The organism is Cyanobium sp. ATX 6E8 (assembly GCF_024346335.1).
In the GTDB taxonomy this organism is placed as follows: domain Bacteria; phylum Cyanobacteriota; class Cyanobacteriia; order PCC-6307; family Cyanobiaceae; genus Cyanobium_A.
In genome coordinates, this window is record NZ_JAGQCT010000005.1 from 1 (window position 1) to 15,795 (window position 15,795).

15 protein-coding genes and 1 pseudogene are annotated in these 15,795 nt (G+C 65.2%); 3 read left to right on the plus strand and 13 right to left on the minus strand.

The annotated features are described in order from the left end of the window. Window positions 1-138 precede the first annotated feature (138 nt). Window positions 139-534: a DUF3368 domain-containing protein gene (locus KBY70_RS05865; RefSeq protein ID WP_254987759.1), complete on the minus strand. Its 396-nt coding sequence runs from the start codon at window positions 532-534 to the stop codon at window positions 139-141. A 59-nt stretch (window positions 535-593) separates the two neighbouring features. Continuing rightward, window positions 594-956, minus strand: coding sequence for a UPF0175 family protein (locus KBY70_RS05870; RefSeq protein ID WP_254987760.1), 363 nt, complete (start codon window positions 954-956; stop codon window positions 594-596). Window positions 957-1,059: 103 nt separating this feature from the next. Between KBY70_RS05870 and KBY70_RS05875 the strand changes: the two genes are divergently transcribed. The 3 genes and pseudogenes from KBY70_RS05875 to KBY70_RS05885 all read left to right on the plus strand — a co-directional run. Further along, window positions 1,060-2,280 carry an HlyD family secretion protein gene (locus KBY70_RS05875; RefSeq protein WP_254987761.1) on the plus strand — a complete coding sequence of 407 codons (1,221 nt, stop codon included), beginning with the start codon at window positions 1,060-1,062 and terminating at the stop codon, window positions 2,278-2,280. A 206-nt stretch (window positions 2,281-2,486) separates the two neighbouring features. After that, window positions 2,487-3,245, plus strand: a complete 759-nt coding sequence (locus KBY70_RS05880; protein WP_254987762.1) for a hypothetical protein — start codon at window positions 2,487-2,489, stop codon at window positions 3,243-3,245. Between the two features lie 68 nt (window positions 3,246-3,313). Next, window positions 3,314-3,955 (plus strand): annotated as a pseudogene (locus tag KBY70_RS05885) (IS5 family transposase); the annotation flags it as partial. Window positions 3,956-4,208: 253 nt separating this feature from the next. Here KBY70_RS05885 and KBY70_RS05890 read toward each other — a convergent pair. The 11 genes from KBY70_RS05890 to KBY70_RS05940 form a co-directional block, all read right to left on the minus strand. Next, window positions 4,209-5,267, minus strand: a complete 1,059-nt coding sequence (locus tag KBY70_RS05890) for a nucleotidyltransferase family protein (protein WP_254987763.1) — start codon at window positions 5,265-5,267, stop codon at window positions 4,209-4,211. After that, window positions 5,267-6,718: an imidazole glycerol phosphate synthase subunit HisH gene (hisH, locus tag KBY70_RS05895; protein ID WP_254987764.1), complete on the minus strand. Its 1,452-nt coding sequence runs from the start codon at window positions 6,716-6,718 to the stop codon at window positions 5,267-5,269. The genes KBY70_RS05890 and hisH overlap by 1 nt, the downstream gene beginning before the upstream one ends. 1 nt (window position 6,719) lies before the next feature. After that, a complete protein-coding gene (locus KBY70_RS05900) occupies window positions 6,720-8,084 on the minus strand; it encodes an N-acetyl sugar amidotransferase (RefSeq protein WP_254987765.1) in 1,365 nt (454 codons plus the stop codon). Window positions 8,085-8,110: 26 nt separating this feature from the next. Further along, the gene (gene neuC, locus KBY70_RS05905; protein ID WP_254987766.1) at window positions 8,111-9,235 is read right to left on the minus strand and encodes a UDP-N-acetylglucosamine 2-epimerase; all 1,125 of its coding nucleotides are present in this window, start codon (window positions 9,233-9,235) and stop codon (window positions 8,111-8,113) included. Then, on the minus strand, window positions 9,228-10,238 hold the full coding sequence (gene neuB / locus KBY70_RS05910; protein WP_254987767.1) for an N-acetylneuraminate synthase: 1,011 nt from the start codon (window positions 10,236-10,238) through the stop codon (window positions 9,228-9,230). The genes neuC and neuB overlap by 8 nt, the downstream gene beginning before the upstream one ends. After that, window positions 10,223-10,816 (minus strand): acetyltransferase, encoded by a 594-nt coding sequence (locus KBY70_RS05915; RefSeq protein ID WP_254987768.1) that lies wholly within the window; start codon window positions 10,814-10,816, stop codon window positions 10,223-10,225. Before KBY70_RS05915 ends, neuB begins: the two co-directional genes overlap by 16 nt. 469 nt (window positions 10,817-11,285) lie before the next feature. Further along, entirely contained in the window at window positions 11,286-12,476 is a 1,191-nt protein-coding gene (locus KBY70_RS05920; RefSeq protein WP_254987769.1) for a LegC family aminotransferase, read from the minus strand. Beyond that, window positions 12,473-13,471: an NAD-dependent 4,6-dehydratase LegB gene (locus KBY70_RS05925; RefSeq protein WP_254987770.1), complete on the minus strand. Its 999-nt coding sequence runs from the start codon at window positions 13,469-13,471 to the stop codon at window positions 12,473-12,475. Before KBY70_RS05925 ends, KBY70_RS05920 begins: the two co-directional genes overlap by 4 nt. Then, window positions 13,468-14,151 carry a cytidylyltransferase domain-containing protein gene (locus KBY70_RS05930; RefSeq protein WP_254987771.1) on the minus strand — a complete coding sequence of 228 codons (684 nt, stop codon included), beginning with the start codon at window positions 14,149-14,151 and terminating at the stop codon, window positions 13,468-13,470. The genes KBY70_RS05925 and KBY70_RS05930 overlap by 4 nt, the downstream gene beginning before the upstream one ends. Further along, complete coding sequence (locus KBY70_RS05935) at window positions 14,148-15,104, minus strand: Gfo/Idh/MocA family protein (RefSeq protein WP_254987772.1); 957 nt, start codon at window positions 15,102-15,104, stop codon at window positions 14,148-14,150. Before KBY70_RS05935 ends, KBY70_RS05930 begins: the two co-directional genes overlap by 4 nt. Then, window positions 15,104-15,793, minus strand: coding sequence for a hypothetical protein (locus KBY70_RS05940; protein WP_254987773.1), 690 nt, complete (start codon window positions 15,791-15,793; stop codon window positions 15,104-15,106). Before KBY70_RS05940 ends, KBY70_RS05935 begins: the two co-directional genes overlap by 1 nt. Window positions 15,794-15,795 lie beyond the last annotated feature (2 nt).

The following is a 15,795-nucleotide window of genomic DNA, read 5'->3' on the forward strand; positions in this document are numbered from 1 at the left end:
CCCGGACAAAGCCCTCAGCGACGGACCCAACATGGTGCCGCTGCATCGCCTGGAGGCCCTGCTGAGCCAGCTGCTGGCCATCCGCGCAGCGGTGGCCGATGGCCTGGCGGTGAGCACGCTGTGAGCCTCTCCTCTTCGCTAGCCCTCACCGCACCGTGCCAGCACGGTCTGGATCACGGCTGGTGCAATGCGGAAATCGCTGGCATGGAGCTCTGCAAATACGGCCCGCGCCGATGGGATCAGCCCGCTCTTGCGGGCCATGCCGATCACGGCCGCCGTACCAGCAACCTCAACACCCAGCTCTCGCGCCACGCTGCGCCCGGCCCTTTCATCCATCAACACCAGTGATTTGGACGCGCAGATGAGCGCCAGGCGCAAGCTGGTGGCTTCGCCTTCATCGAGGTCGGGCAGAGCTGGCCCTTGGGCAGGGTTTTCAACCAGCTGCAGCCATCCAGCGCTGATCGCCTGCTGAATGGAGGCTTCTGTGCTGGGGAACTGGCCAGTGAGCACTTCGCCAGCCACAGCTTGGGTCACCAGCGCATGGCCGAATAGAGCTTGCAGCCAGATCAACCCATTCACACGTGCCAGCGCAATCAGTGGGCTGGCGTCGGCGATGACGATTCCAGCCATTGCTCCAGGGTGTCGAGGTCGGCTTCGGTTTCCTCCGCACTGAGGCGGATTGCGGGGATGCCCAGGCGGGACAGGTGGGTGATGAAGCTGGCCACATCCTGTTGGGCCACCCGTGCCGCCCGTACTAGGGACAGCTCGCCGTCACGGAACAGGGCTGTGGCAAGGGCCGCACGAACCCCAGGGGCCTGAAGAACCCCATTCTGATCGAGGCCCATCAAAACGGCATCGGGATGGTCGCGGTTGAGTACGACAACCAGACCCTGCTTGGAGTGGCGCAGGGCTTCAGCGGGGTTGTTCTTGAGGCCGCTAACGCTCACAGCGTGCATGGCCCATATCTCCTGGGATGAATGGATGGGATTATCTTAGGGGTCGTTCGGCGGCGCGTGAATCTCATAGGCCTGCGCCTCCAGCCCACGTAAGCTGACCTCCATGCCCACTCCGCCTGCGCCCCAGCTCAAGCCAGCCGAGCCCTGTGCCAACGGCACCGGGGCGCCTGAGCCCAGTGCGCTGACGCTGAAGCAGAAGCTGGGGGATGCCACCAACCGCTGGCTGGCCAAGAACCGCTCGCTGGTGTTGCGGCAAACGCCGGTGTGGGCCCAGAGCATGGCGGCGATCGTGATCGCCCTGGGCACGATCACGGTGGTGGGTGGCTTCCTGTTCAAGATCGATGAGGTGGTCACGGTGCAGGGGCAGCTGCAGTCGATCGGCGGCAGCGTGGAGCTCAAAACCCCGGTAGGCGGCAAGGTGGCCGAGGTGTTTTTCAAAGACGGCCAAACGGTGCGCAAGGGCGAACTGCTGATCCGCTTTGACACCCGCCAGGCCGCTGATGAACAGCGCACGCTTAAGCAGCTGATTGGCCTGGAGGAGCGGAGTTTGCAGTCGCGGCTGGGCACGATTGCCAGCCAGGTGGAAACCCAGGCGGCGCGGCGGCGGGTGCTGGAGCAGAAGCTGGCCACCAAAACCACGATCACCAGAGAGCTGGTGGGGCTGGTGAGCCAAGGCGGCTTCCAGCGGTTGCAGCTGCTGGAGCAGCAAGACCAGGCCTTTGAGCTGAAAAACCAGCTCACTGAGTTAACGGAGCAGCAAGGCCAGCTGCGGTTGCAGGCCGACCAGCTGAAACTGGAGGCCAGCAAGAGCATCAGCCAGATGCGCAACCGCCTGCATCAGGCGGAACTGCAGCTGCAGTATCAAAACGTGGTGGCGCCCACCGGTGGAGTGGTGTTTGACCCGAAGGTGCGTCGCGATGGGGTGGTGGGCGCGGGTGAAACGATGCTGAAGCTGGTGCCGCAGGGCGGGCTGTTTGCGGAGGTGTTTGTGCCCAACAAAGACATCGGCTTTGTGAAAACGGGCCAGCAGGCCAAGGTGCGGGTGGATGCCTTCCCCTTCACCCGCTATGGCGAGCTCAAGGGGCGCGTGACCCAGATTGGCGCGGATGCCCTGGAGCCGGACCAAGTGCAGAACTTTTATCGCTTCCCAGTGAAGCTGGAGCTAGACCGCCCCTACCTGGAGAGCCAGGGCACCAGGATTCCCCTGCGCAGTGGCATGGCGATCACCACGAATCTCAAGCTGCGGGAGAAGCGTGTGATCAGCCTGATCAGTGATTTGCTGGTGGATCAGACGGATAGCGTGAAGAGTTTGAGGCAGCAGTAATAACTAGTGATTTCGCTCCAAGTTAATGCTCTCGTAGTATGAGCAATAACATCTCTACTTTGACCTCCTTTGGTCAGGGCTTATCCAAGGCTAGTGAACGGCGTGACGCCCTATTCAGCACGGCTACGGCTCACTGGCGAGAAGCCTATCAAGGCAACGCTGAGCTAATTGAACGGCTTAGGGCTACCCTTCATGCTAAGCCGAATGTGCTGATCGCCGGTGCCGGCCGCCAGAGCGGCCTTGAGGTAATTGCGCGCCAAACCCAGGGGTGGCTGCGGACGGGGGTGCACTGGAGCAATTTCAACCCCGAGCTGCCGGTGGATGTGATCACCTCCACCCACACCGCTCCCCTGGAAGCGGCGCTGCATGCCCTCAAGCCACCGCTGCTGTTGATCCATGGTGTGTACAGCAAGGTGCCGCCCTGCTTGCAGCGCAGCTTCACGATCCGCTGGTCGGACCCGTTCATGCTCAAGGAATTGCAGGGCAGGCCCACAGCCGCTGGTATAGAGGCGCTGATCCAGGCCAAGGCGGTGGGTGTTGCGCCCTACCTGCCGGCGGTGCGCAACACCCTTTTTCTCAATGCCATGGTGATGCTCTGGCTGGGAGCACGCCAGATCGTGTTCACTGCGGTGGATCCCCACAAGCCTGAGTATTTCTTCAGTGGCAATCCTGAGCTCACCTTGGAGATCGTGCGCTGCTTGGCCGCCACCAACCCCTGGCTGGCGGAATGGGATGGCCGCAACGAGCGGTTGGGTCTGATCAAACGCCCCACCGCCCATCGGGTGCAGGAGTTCACCAAAAACATGCTGCGCCAGCGCTCCGCTGTGGGCGGCAGCGACTACCTGATGGAATTCGATCGGGGCTTCAAACTCTTGCGCCAGCTGGCCAAGGGCCGGGGCGTGCAGCTGGGCTACCTGGGCGAATCCAGCTATATGGCCACCACCGGCATCCCGCGGTTGGCCTAAGGAGACTCTGGAAAACCGAGGCCATTCGCGGGACAATGGTCCTGTAATCGCAGACCAGGACTGGGGTGATGGGTGGCAAGCAGCTCCGCTTCACCGACTATGAGCTCACCACCGCCAAGAAGCGCACCAAGCGCGAGAAGTTCCTGGCCGAGATGGAGGTGGTGGTGCCTTCGCGGGCACTGATTGATCTGATCGAGCCCCACTACCCCAAAACCAGCAAGAAGGGCGGCAGGCCTCCCTATCCGCTGGCCACCATGCTGCGCATCCACCTGTTGCAGTAGTGGTATTCGCTCAGCGACCCGGCGATGGAAGAGGCCCTTATCGAGGTGCCCACCGTGCGCCGCTTTGCCGGCATCGAGCTGATCAGTGATCGGATCCCCGATGAGACGACGATCCTGACCTTCCGCCACCTGCTGGAGAAGCACGAGCTGGGCAAACGGATCTTTGAGACGGTCAAAGCCCACCTCAGCTCACGGGGAATGACGATGCGGCAGGGCACGATCGCGGATGCCACCTTGATCGCGGCGCCCAGCTCCACCAAAAACAAAGCCGGGAAGCGCGATCCGGAGATGCACCAGACCAAGAAAGGCAACCAGTGGTATTTCGGCATGAAGGTCCACGCAGGCGTGGACAAGGACTCAGGCCTGATCCATTCGGTCGTCACCACGGCTGCCAACGTGCACGACCTCACCCCCGCTCTGCGTGGCCTGGCCAAGAACCGCTGCAAAATCAATGAGCTGGCAGCGCTGACGAACCTGTTCCTGGCCCGTCGACGTTTGCTTGCAACAGCATGACGAGGGGATTGGTGTGCCCCAAAGGGGCTGTTGAAAGGATCAAGACAGAGCTGTAAAGCCAAAAACCCACCCAAATGACCAGCGAGCCGAGCCAATCAGCTCAGAAATGTTGATTTCGGTGGGTTGGTCGGCTCAGCTGCTGCGAATACCCCTGTTGCCCAGAGCTTCCCTAAGTCAGGGTGCCGCCTGCGGCCTGATAGTCGTCTGGCCGACCGATGTCCAGCCAGGATTCATGCAGCGGAAACACCTGCAGGGCCAAGCCTCGCTCCAAGCCACGGGTGAACAGATCCGGCATGTCGCAATAGCTGTCGGGCTCCAGCAAATTCAGAAGCGCAGGGCCCAGAACATACATGCCGGCATTTACCTGGTAGCGCATCATCGGTTTCTCCTCCAAGCCCAGCAGCCGGTTGCCCTCGCTGCACACAACCCCGAACGGGTTTTGCCATTCCTGCAGACGCACCGCCATCAGTCCATCAGCTCCGTCGCGGCGGGCCTGGGCGAGCAGATCGCCGTAGGCCACATCGGTGATGACATCGGCGTTCGTGACCACCACCGGTTCAGCCCGCAGGCGGGCGGGTAAGGCAGCCAGGGCGCCGGCGGTGCCGAGGGGCTGATGCTCGTGCAGGTACTCGATCGCCACCCCGTGGGCCGATCCATCGCCGAAGTGGCTTGTGATGATCTCGGCCAGGTAATTCACCGAGATCACCACATGGCAGAAGCCCTCCAGTTTGGCCCGCTCGATGATGTGCTCGAGGATCGGCCGGCCCTGCAGCGGCAGCATTGGCTTGGGCAGGCTTGCTGAGAGCGGCATCAGCCGCTGGCCGCGGCCGCCGGCCATGATCACCAGCGTTTCGCTGCGCTGCTCGGGGGAGAGCAGCTGCTCGGCGACATGCAGCCCCACCAGCTGGCCACTGGCATCCACCACCGGGAGGTGGAAGAAGTGGTTGAGCAGCATCAGGTGATGGGCTTCCGTTTCCCCCAACTCCGGTGACACCACAAGGGGACTGACATTCATCACCGCCGCTACCGGTTGCTGGAGGCCGATCCCGCGCAACAGGGCCTTGCGGATGTCGCTGTCGGTCACCATCCCGGCCAGGCGTCCATCCGCGCGGAGCACCAGCGCCAGCTGGTAACCACCTCGATTCATCAACTCCAGCGCACTCGCGAAGGTATCACCCTCGCCGAGGCTGATCGCCGGCCAGTCGTGCACGCGGGTGCGGGGGGCCATCAGCGCAGCAGCTCCTGGCAGGTATCCGCCAACAGGGCCAGACCCGCAGGGCCGCTGCGCTCTGGATGGAACTGGAAGCCCGCCACAGGGCCCTGACGCACGGCCGCCACGAACGGCTGGTGGCCGTAGCGGCAGTGAAATAACACCGCCTCTGGATCCACCCCGGTGGCGGCATAGCTGTGAACGAAGTATTGATTGAGAGGCTCAGCCGAAGACGGCTGCGGGCCGGCCGCCGGACCGGGCAGCAGCCGGTTCCAGCCCATGTGGGGCAGGATCAGCGGCTCGCCCGCCGCATCGTGGTCGGGCAGCGCCGTGACCCGGCCCCGCAAAAGGCCCAAGCCCGCGCAGGCGCCGAATTCCTCGCCGGCCTCAAACATCATCTGCATGCCCAGGCAGATTCCCAGCAGTGGCTTGCCGCTCGCCACCCACTCCACGAGCCAGGCATCCAGGCCGCGACTCCGTAAGGCGGCCATGCCCTGGGGGAAGGCCCCCACCCCGGGTAGTGCCAGCACGTTGCAGGCTCTTAGTTGATCGGGTTGGTCGCTGAGCATGGCCTCGGCGCCCAACATTTCCAGTGCATTGATCAGGCTCTGCTGGTTGCCCATGCCGTAATCAATCACACTCATACGAACCCCCGCCAGGGGCTGGGCTTCGGTGGCCTGGGGGCTCTCGGAAGCGATTGCTGGCAGCCGCAGTGGCAGTGACGGGGCGTCGACTGCCAACTCGCGTTTGAGGGCCGCCAGCTCCAGGCGCTGGTGATGCAGGGCGGCCCCCAGACTCACGGCCGAGAGCTTGGGCTGCTCGAACGCCGCCAATACGTGATCGGCAGCAGCGAAACCGCCACCCAGCACCAGCGGCACCCGCACTCTGGAGGCCGCAGCCTCCAGCAAGGGCTGGTCCGGCCCGGCACAAGTGCCGTCCTGATCCACCGAGGTGAGCAATAACTCGCCAGCGCCTAGCTGCTGCGCGTGTTCGAGCCAGACCAGCACATTGCGGCCACTGCGCTCGCGGCCGGCCTCCGCCATCGCCTCCCAGGCCCCAGGCCCCGTGCGGCGCGCCTGGATCGAGGCCACCACACACTGACTTCCAAAGGCCTCCGCCAGCTCCGTAATCAGCTCCGGCCGCTGCAGGGCTGCGGTGTTCACGGCGATCTTGTCGGCACCGGCGGCTAGCAGGGCCGCCGCATCTGCCACCGAGCGCACGCCGCCACCGGCGGTGATCGGAATGAAGACTTCACGGCTGGTACTGCGCAGCAGTTCGGCCAGGCCGTTGCGGCCGTAGAGACTTGCCACCGCGTCGATGTAGAGCAATTCATCGGCGCCGGCCTGGGCGTAGCGCAGGGCTGACTCCCAGGGATCGCCCAGCACCCGAAGGCCTTCAAAGCGGATGCCCTTGATCAGGCGGCTGCCCTTGATGTCGAGCCGGGCAATCAGGCGCTTGCAGAGGGCCATCTCAGGCGGCGCGGTTGCCTTGCCAACCGGCGGCCAACGTTTCCTGGTGCTGCTGCTCCGCGTCGAAGACGCGATGGCGCAGTTGCCAACCTTCGGCATCGGAGAAGCGCCAGAGATGCGGCGAGCGAAAACGATCGCACAGCCGTTCGTAGTAGGAGCGATCGAAGTAAGGTTGCTCGAATGCCTTGGCAGCCTCGGGGAACTGATCAGCCGGCAGGCTCAGGTAGCGGAAGATCTCGTCGGCCCAGCGCTCGGGAAATTCACCGTCGTATTTGCGCACCAAAGCCACACCTTCCTCCCGGATCAAATCGCCAGAGCGGATTTCCTGGGCTGCATCGTAGGTGGCACGGCCGATGCCGAATTTGATCCAAGTGGTGTGGTAATGAAAATCGTCGATGCGGTCGTCGATCGAGTTGTAGGTGCTGTATGTGCCCGCCGTGCGCTCCGGAGCACTCTGGAAACCACCGTGCTCAATGGCGTAGTAGTAAGCGCTCTGGGGGTGCCATTTCTCGTAATAACCGAGATAATGCACTTCAATTTGCTTGTCGTCGATCTGCTGGGGATTGATCGGCATGTAGGGCTCCCAGTCCACCGCCTCCAGGCGAAGTTGGCGCAGTTGAGCGAGCGATGCACCACCAAGATAAATCTCATCTTCGCTAGCAGCCGTGAAGTAATCCCAACTGCGCTTGGCCGAACCCATGTCGGCCTTGGGGTTGCCGTATTCAGCCTCGTTCTCGCCGTAGAAGATCAGTGGAATATCGTAAAGCGCAGCGATCTTGGGGGCGAGGTTTTTTTGGCCCAGGATGAAGGGCTGGAAGGGATGGAAGAGGTTCTCCACGGCCAGGCGGGTGATCAGGCGATGCACCCGGCCATTGGGGGTGAAGAGAATGTTGTCGAAGCCGGCATGGATCCAGGCCTGGTGATTCTTCCAGCCCCAATCGGTGTAGATGTGCGGCGCCCAGGTGCAGGTGAGCGGATGCATGCCGTATTTGTACTTCAGCAGGTGGGCCTGCATGAAACTGTCCTTGCCGCCGCTACCGGGCACTAGGCAGTCATAACGGCCATCAGAGCGCCGGTAGCGATCACAGAGCTCACGCAATTCCTGCTCACGCGCCTGCCAATCGATGGCAGCCTTCTGTTCCTTCACCCGGCAGGCATCACATACACCCTGGGCATCGAAGTGAATGGCCTGCTTGGGAGCTTTGCCGTCGTTCTTGAATTCGGCCGTGCTGGAGGGCCGCTGGTTGCTGATCACACAGGAACGGCAGAACTTCACCTCCAGCGGCAAGCCATACAGGGCACGCTCGGGATGATCCGCACGAAACGGGGTGGTGTCGACAGGCTGGGGGTAGGGATAGAGCACCATGCCAGTGGACCACCGAAACAGGGATCCTATCGCCAGTGTTCAGAGGACAGCCAAGCGGTGATAGCGGCCGCCGGTGCCGATGCGGGCGGCGGACAGGGGCGAGGCCAATGCTGGCGTTGGCCAGCCTGGAGCACCTGCTCCAGGCCACGGGCGATGGCCTCAGGCTCAGCTGGTGCGTCGTGCACAGGGCCATGGCGCAGTCGCCCGGCCTGGCGACCGCCGAAGTTGAGCACCGGCATCGCCAGCAGCGGCGCCTCGATCACGCCGCTGGAGGAGTTGCCTGCCATGGCCTCAAACAGCTGCAGGGCCGCCAGATAGCGCTGCTGGCCGAGGGAGGGCAGGGCCCAACACCGCTGGGGATGGCGCCTCACGAATGCCTGCAACCGCTGCAGCAGCTGCTCGCTGCCGGCATCGGCGTTGGGATGGGTGAACAGCACATGGCAGGGGATTCGCTCCAATGCCTCCAGCAGGGCTTCGAAACCGGCCACACCCCGATCGGGCAGGAGCGTTTCCGGGTGATAGGTGATCAGCAGGTTGCGTTCGGCAAAGCGAAAGCCTGTGGACTGCTCAAAGGCGCTGCGGCTGGCAGGCGGTGCGGCCAGCAGGCCATCGAGCACCATCGGCCCCACGTTGAACACCCGCTCCGGTGGCTGGCCCATGGCGATCACGCGCTGGCGGTAGGGCTCGGCGGCGGTGAAATGCCAGCTGCTCAGCTGCGTGATCGCCTGGCGCAGGCGATCATCCACTGCACCCTCCGTGGTTTCGCCGCCATGGAGATGCACCACCGCGATGCCCTGAAGGTGGGCGGCGGCCGCCGCCGCAAAAGCCTCATAGCGATCGCCGAGCAGGATCAACAGCCCTGGCTGCAGCCGCTCCAGGGCTTTGCCCACGCCCGCCAGGGCCTCGGCCGTGAGGGTTGCCATCGATGGCACGGGGTTGGCATCGAGGCTGAGGGGCACGCGGGCGGCGATCGGAGTGCCATCGGCCTCGATCTCGGCCACGGTGCTTCCATGCCTTTGGCTGAGGTGGCTGCCACTCACGATCAGTTGCAGAGCCAGGCCCGGTTCGGCATCAATGGCCTTGATCAGATGCCGCAACAGCCCGTATTCGGCCCGGCTGCCGGTGAACACGGCAATGCGCCGCTCAGCCATCGATCGGCTCACCGGCGTGGTAGGCGCGGCTGGCGGGGCGGCCCAGCAGTTGTGGGACGCGCATCGGGCTGAGGCCATCAGCCGGGCGCTGACAGATCAGATCCGCAGCCGTGAGGATCTGGCCGGCCTGCAGCGCTCGTGCGGCGCGCACACTGCGGCGGGCCACCTGGCGCGTGTTCAGCTCCACCGGTTGAGCTTGCTTGATTCCATCGCCCAACATGCGCTCGCAACTGCGGATCGCGGCCACCATGGCGGCAAAGGGCTGAGGCTCCAGGCTGGCGCGGTGGTCGGGCCCGGGCAGGTTGGCATCGAGGGTGAGGTGCTTTTCGATCACCACGGCCCCCAGGGCTACGGCCGCCACCGGAGCGGTGAGGCCCAGGGTGTGGTCGGAATAGCCCACCGGGCAGCCGAAGGCGTTGGCCAGGGTGGTGAGGGCCCGCAGGTTGAGCTGGTCTTCCGGGGCCGGATAGGCGCTGAGGCAATGCAGCAGTGTGACCTGCGCGCGCGGCACGCCAGCATCCAGAAACACCTGCAGGGCGTCTTCCACATCGCCCAGGTTGCACATGCCGGTGGAGAGATACACCGGCAACCGACGAGCAGCGGCGGCGGCGGCCATGGCCTCCAGCAAGGGCCGATGGGTGACCTCCCCGGAAGGCACCTTGATGGCGCCGATGCCCAGCTCCAGCAGCAGCTCCAGCTCCCGCACGCCGAAGGCGGTGGAGAGGAAAGCGATGCCGCACTTGCGGCAGTGGTCCGCCAGGGCATGGTGTTGCTCGGAGCTGAGCTCCAGGCGCTCCAGCATCTGGCGCTGGCTGCCGGCACCGTCGTTCTCGGTTTGGTAGGCCGCCTTAGGGGCATCGGCACTGGCCAGATCGGCGGCGCTGAACGTCTGGAACTTCACCGCATCCGCCCCAGCAGCGGCGGCGGCCTCCACCAGCCGGCGAGCCAGGGCCAGATCGCCGTTGTGATTCACACCGGCTTCCGCGATTACAACAGTGGCCATCCCATCACCCGTTTGCCAGCGCTGATCACGGTGCCCGCAGGCAGCTGCAGGCCTTCACGCAGCATGGCACCGCTGCCGATGAAGCTGCCGCTCCCCAAACACACACCGCCATTCACCAGGGCGCCGGTGCTCACGTGGCAGTGGTCGCCGAGCTGCACATCGTGTTCGATCAGGGCACGGCTATTAAGGATGCAGTGGGCACCCACCAGGGCACCGGCGTTCACGATGGCGCCGTGGGCCACCACCGTGCCGGGGCCGAGCTGGGCGTGGCGGCTCACCACGGCATGGGGCGAGATCAGCACGGGGCAGTGAAAGCCGAGCTGCTCCAGCTGGGTCGCCAGCCGCTGGCGTGGCGCCGGATCCGGCACCTGGCCGATCGCCAGCACCGCAGCTTCACAGCTCAGCCGCAGCTCGGGGAGTTCGGCGTCGCTGGCGATCACTGGGTAGCCGAGCACACTGCCGCCCACCTGGGCCGGCAGGCCCACCAACCCATGGACGCGCCACTGGCCGCCGCTTTCAACCACATCAATCAGCGAACGGGCATGGCCACCACAACCGATCAGCAGCAGGGGCTTCATGGCTCCTGAGCTCCAGGTCCGCCATTCGGAACGGTGGCCGTTAGGCCTTCTCGTTCGAGCAGGGCGAGATAGCTTCGAGCGGTGGCAGCGGCTGCCAGGTCTGCGCTCGCAGCTTGCGCCTCAAGGCCACAAAGGCTCGATCGAAGCGCTCCAACTGCTGCCTCCTCAGCGCGTTCTGCTCTCTCAGGAACTCGGTCCGTTGTTTCATCGATGAGAGCTTCGAATCGATTCTCGAGATCTCTGCTGCGTGCCTCGCTCGCAGCTCGCTCCAGCTCGGAACGTCGGACTCCATACCACGTAGCACTGAGAACCAATACAAGCAGCGTAAGGCGTACAACCTGAACCGAGACCGGTTGGCGATCAAACGACAGCCCCAGCAGCACAGCAGCTCCCGTTGACACCACAGGACCAAACAGGGCTCTGCCTGCCCAACTGGTGAGCAAAAACCGATCGAGTCGCCGTAACACGCTCATGCACCCCACCCCTCGAGCAGCTGTGGGCTGCTGGGCAGGTTGAGCAGGCGGGGCGCTTGATCCTCCGCCACGGGCAGGGGGCCGCGGGGGGCCTGGGCGTAGATCGGCAGCTGATGGAGGAGGGTCCACACGGGGCGCAGTAGCAGGCCCTCGGCATGGGCGGCTTCCAGCACGACCAGCCGTTGGGCTTCGGCTTCGGTGGGATCGGGGGCCGTGAAGCGCAGGCTCACCAGCCAGTGGTTGCTGCGGCAATCGGGCGGTTCGGCCACCAGCTCCACGCCTGCCACGCCCGCGAAGGCAGCGGCATAGCGCTCCGCCAGCTGCCGCTTGGCCTCAAGGCGGCGGGGCAGGTCCTCCAGCTGGGCCACGCCCAGGGCAGCGTTGAGGTTGGGCAGGCGATCGTTCCAACCCACGGCATCGTGCTCGAAGGCCCAGGGATGGGGAAGCTTGGCGGTGGTGGAGAGATGGCGGGCGCGCTGGGCCAGCTCGGGGTTGTTGGTGAGCAGGGCGCCGCCACCGCCGGTGGTGATCAGCTTGTTGCCGTTGAAGCTCAACGTGCCCATCGCCCCAAACAGCCCGCAATGGGTGCCATCGCGCCAGCTGCCGAGGGCTTCGGCGGCATCTTCCAGCAGCGGCAGCCCCCAGGCCTGCGCCACCGCCAAGAGCTCCGGCATGGCGGCGGGATGGCCAAACACGTGCACGGGCAGCAGCGCGGCGATGCGCCGGCCAGTGTCGCGGTTGCGCAGCACCCCCTCGCGCCGCTCAGCCACCGCCTCCAGCCGCTGCTGCACAGCCCGTGGATCGAGCCCCAACGTGCCGGGCTCCACATCCACGAAGTGGGGCACTGCTCCCAGATGGGCCACCGCATTGGCCGTGGCCACAAAGCTGAGCGGCGGCAGCAGCACCTCATCACCAGCTCGAACCCCCAGGAGATGGAGGGCTAGGCGCAGGGCCACGGTGCCGTTGGACACGGCCACCGCATGGGCGGCACCGGTGGCAGTGCAAAGCTCCTGCTCAAAGCGGCTCACCCAGCGGCCGGCGGTGCTCACCCAGCCCGTGTCGAGGCAGTCGCGCACATAGGCCCAGGCCTCGGTGCCACGGAAATCAGGCTCATGCAGGGCCACCGGCTGGGCTGGATCGGCAGGGCCGCACACCTGCCGCAGGGCCTGGAGGATGGCGTCCGTCATACGGCGTAGCTGCCGGGCCGGTAGCGGGCCAGGTTGGCCGGATCGCGGAACCAGGCGGCCGTGCGCTCCAGGCCACGGCGGAAGCCCTCAAGGCCCCCATAGGAGGGCTGCCAGCCGGTGAGCTGGCGCAGGCGCGTGTTGTCGCCGTAGAGGCGATTCACTTCGGAGGCCTCAGGCCGCAGGCGCTGGTCATCGGTGAGGATCTCCACCTCGGCGCCCATCACCTCGGCGATCAGTGCAGCGCTGTCGCCAATGGAGATCTCGAAGTTGCTGGCCGCGTTGATCACCTGGCCGAGGGCGGCATCGCTGGCCGCCACCGCCAGGAAGGCGGCGCAGGTGTCGGCCACATAGTTGAAATCGCGTGTGGGAGAGAGCGCCCCGAGGCGGATCTGGCGCTGGCCGGCGGCGATCTGGCTGATGATCGTGGGAATCACGGCGCGGGCACTCTGGCGAGGCCCGTAGGTGTTGAAGGGCCGCAACACGGCTACGGGCGTTTCAAAGCTGCGCCAGTAGCTGAGGGCGATCTGATCGGCGCCGATCTTGCTGGCGGCATAGGGCGATTGCCCCACCAGCGGATGCTCCTCGGTGATCGGCACAAATTGGGCCGTGCCATAGGTTTCGGAGGTGGAGGTGTGCACCACTCGCTGCACGCCCAGATCCCGAGCAGCCTGCACCACATTGAGGGTGCCGTGGATATTGGTATCGATATAACTGGCCGGAGCGCTGTAGCTATAGGGGATCGCGATCAGGGCCGCCAGGTGGAACACCTGCTGGCAGCCGCGCATGGCTTCGCGCACGCAGAGGGGATCGCGAATGTCGCCCAGCACCACGTCCAGCTCGGCCTTTGTGGCCTCTGGCAGGCTGTCGAGCCAGCCCCAGCTGCCGTTGGAGTTGTAGAGGCAGAAGGCCCGCACCTGATGGCCGCTGGCCAGCAGGGCCTCCACCAGATGGGAACCGATGAAACCATCGGCGCCGGTGACCAACACACGGCTCATGCCAGCTCTCCAGCGCGCTGCAGCAGGGTTTCCGCCCAGAGCCAGTCGAGGGACGTGTCGATATCCACAGAGCGCTCCGGCGGCATTAGGTAGCCCAGGGTGCCCGGGCCCACAAAGCTGCGTTGATTCTGCAGCCAGGTGCGATCACAGAGATAGAGCGCGCCATTGAAGGCGTAGGCCGGCTCCAGCTGCTGGCGGGTATCGGCAGCAGCTGGCGGCAGAAAGGGCGTGAGCTCGTGGCCGGGGTTGAGGCGCACCATCCACTGGGGGTGCTTGGGGCTGGCCGTCACCGACACCACCGATGGGCAGCTGTGTTGCGCCTGAAAAGCAAGGATGCCTTCGATATCAGCCGCAGCGCGCAGGGGTGATGTTGGCTGCAGCAACAGCAGGCGGCTGGCCTCAGGAATCTGCTCCAGGGCGTGCAACACCGGATCGATGCCAGGGGTGGTGTCGGCCGCCAGCTCGGGCGGCCGCAGAAAAGGCACTTCAGCCCCCCACTGGCGGGCCACGGCGGCGATTTCTGGATCGTCGGTGCTCACCACCACACGCTCAATCCCGCTGACCTGGCGGGCGGCGCAGATGGTGTGGGCAATCAGAGGCTTGCCGGCCAGGGGGCGGATGTTCTTGCGGGGGATGCCCTTGGAGCCGCCTCGGGCGGGAATCAGCGCTAGCAGGCTCATCCCACGCCGTAGATCGAGGCCACCAGGGCCATGCTGCGGTTGGCCTCCGCTACGGTGAGTAGGGAATTGTCTTGGCCGCGGGCCGCCTGGATGGCCAACTGAGCCTGGCGCAACAGGCCCGGTTTGTACTGCTGATCCAGAGGATCAGCAGGCTGGGGCTGGGCCTGGCGCGAACCGGCGGGCTGGAGGCTGAGCTGCTCGATCGGGCGCAATTCAGCGCGCAGCGCTGGCGTGGACACGGCCACGCTCCAGGGGCCTGGGGCGTTCCACACGGCTTGATAGAGGCCGATGTCGCCTGAGCTGAAGCGCAGCTGGGCGATCACGGGGCCCGGCGCTGAAGGCTGCCAAGGGGTGAGCACCTGCGTATCGAGATGATCGCCGCGGCAGAGCTGGGAGAAGTAATCGATCAAGTGGATCGAATTGGCATACATCCAGTGGCACACCACCTCGGCGGGCTGGCCGGCGGCCAGGGCGGCAGCAGCATCCTCCTGATCGAGGATTGATACCACGCGGGGCGCCTCAATCGGCTGCAGCGCCTGTTGCAGCTGCAGGGTGGAGCCGTAAAAGCGACGGTTCAGGGCCACATAGGCCCGGGCCTGGCAACTGGCGGCCAACTGCTCGATCTGGCGCGCTTCTGTGAGGGTATGGCCCACTGGCTTTTCGATCAGCAGCGTCCAGCCATGGCGGAAGGCCTGCTCACACACGGGCCGGCAAGCCAACTCGGGCACTGCCACCACCACAAGATCGGCAGCGGTGCGGGCCTGCAATTCATCAATGCTGGCGGCCACCTCAAGGCCCGGATAGCCCGTGGCCAGCTCCTGGGCGCGGGCTGCGCTGCGGCTGTGGATGCCCACAAGCTGCACATCCGGGCAGGCGGCAAAGGCGCGCAGGTGCTCGCTGGCCATGTAGCCGGCCCCGATCACAGCAACGCGCAGCGGGGAAGAAGGGGGCATCAAAGGAACGCCAGCAGGGAAAGCTGCGCCTCAAGCTCATGGGCGGGCAGCCGGTCGCCGCTCATGGTGACACGGTTGCTCCGGTTGGCGTGCATCCAGGCAGTGGTGAGGCCTGCGCTGCTGGGAGCAGCCAGAAATGTCTGCAGGTTCATCGGCCAGAGCAGCGGACCTGTTTCCAACTGCCAACCCGTTGGATCAGCTCGATGATTCCAATGGCGCAGAGGCGCCTGCAGGCGCAAGTGGCCATGGCCATTGGCCAGCTCGAGCAGCAGGTTGAGGCTCGGTGGCGGAGAGCGCAGCAGGGCGAGGCCCTCGGGTTGCAGTGGCTCGGCGGGGCCAATACTGAGCTGCCAATCCAGGCTCTGAAACTGATGCTGGTGCTCGTGGCTGCTATCGGCCGGCACGGCTGGGCCGGAAGGCTCCACGGCACGGCGCAGGATCGTGTGGTCACTGGGGCCAGCAATCAGCTGAAAGCTGTAGGGGGGCTGCTGAAGGAGCGGCCCAGCGGGGGCATACATTCGTCCGGCCGGTACATGGGCCGCCAGCACGTAGGGCACGGCTTCATCCGCACCGGCCGGTGTGCACTCCAGTAGGGCGTCCAGCTGGAACCAGCCATGGCTGGCCTGGGCACGGGTGAGCCAATGCAGATGACTGGCAGCGAAGTGGATGGCCTGCTGATGCGGGGCCATGG

Excerpts from the sequence above, each read along its gene's own strand:
- KBY70_RS05870 (WP_254987760.1), bottom strand. The coding sequence starts at position 956 with ATGCACGCTGTGAGCGTTAGCGGCCTCAAGAACAACCCCGCTGAAGCC.
- KBY70_RS05875 (WP_254987761.1), top strand. The coding sequence starts at position 1,060 with ATGCCCACTCCGCCTGCGCCCCAGCTCAAGCCAGCCGAGCCCTGTGCC.
- KBY70_RS05890 (WP_254987763.1), bottom strand. The coding sequence starts at position 5,267 with ATGGCCCCCCGCACCCGCGTGCACGACTGGCCGGCGATCAGCCTCGGC.
- hisH (WP_254987764.1), bottom strand. The coding sequence starts at position 6,718 with ATGGCCCTCTGCAAGCGCCTGATTGCCCGGCTCGACATCAAGGGCAGC.
- KBY70_RS05900 (WP_254987765.1), bottom strand. The coding sequence starts at position 8,084 with ATGGTGCTCTATCCCTACCCCCAGCCTGTCGACACCACCCCGTTTCGT.
- neuC (WP_254987766.1), bottom strand. The coding sequence starts at position 9,235 with ATGGCTGAGCGGCGCATTGCCGTGTTCACCGGCAGCCGGGCCGAATAC.
- neuB (WP_254987767.1), bottom strand. The coding sequence starts at position 10,238 with ATGGCCACTGTTGTAATCGCGGAAGCCGGTGTGAATCACAACGGCGAT.
- KBY70_RS05915 (WP_254987768.1), bottom strand. The coding sequence starts at position 10,816 with ATGAAGCCCCTGCTGCTGATCGGTTGTGGTGGCCATGCCCGTTCGCTG.
- KBY70_RS05920 (WP_254987769.1), bottom strand. The coding sequence starts at position 12,476 with ATGACGGACGCCATCCTCCAGGCCCTGCGGCAGGTGTGCGGCCCTGCC.
- KBY70_RS05925 (WP_254987770.1), bottom strand. The coding sequence starts at position 13,471 with ATGAGCCGTGTGTTGGTCACCGGCGCCGATGGTTTCATCGGTTCCCAT.
- KBY70_RS05930 (WP_254987771.1), bottom strand. The coding sequence starts at position 14,151 with ATGAGCCTGCTAGCGCTGATTCCCGCCCGAGGCGGCTCCAAGGGCATC.
- KBY70_RS05935 (WP_254987772.1), bottom strand. The coding sequence starts at position 15,104 with ATGCCCCCTTCTTCCCCGCTGCGCGTTGCTGTGATCGGGGCCGGCTAC.
- KBY70_RS05940 (WP_254987773.1), bottom strand. The coding sequence starts at position 15,793 with ATGGCCCCGCATCAGCAGGCCATCCACTTCGCTGCCAGTCATCTGCAT.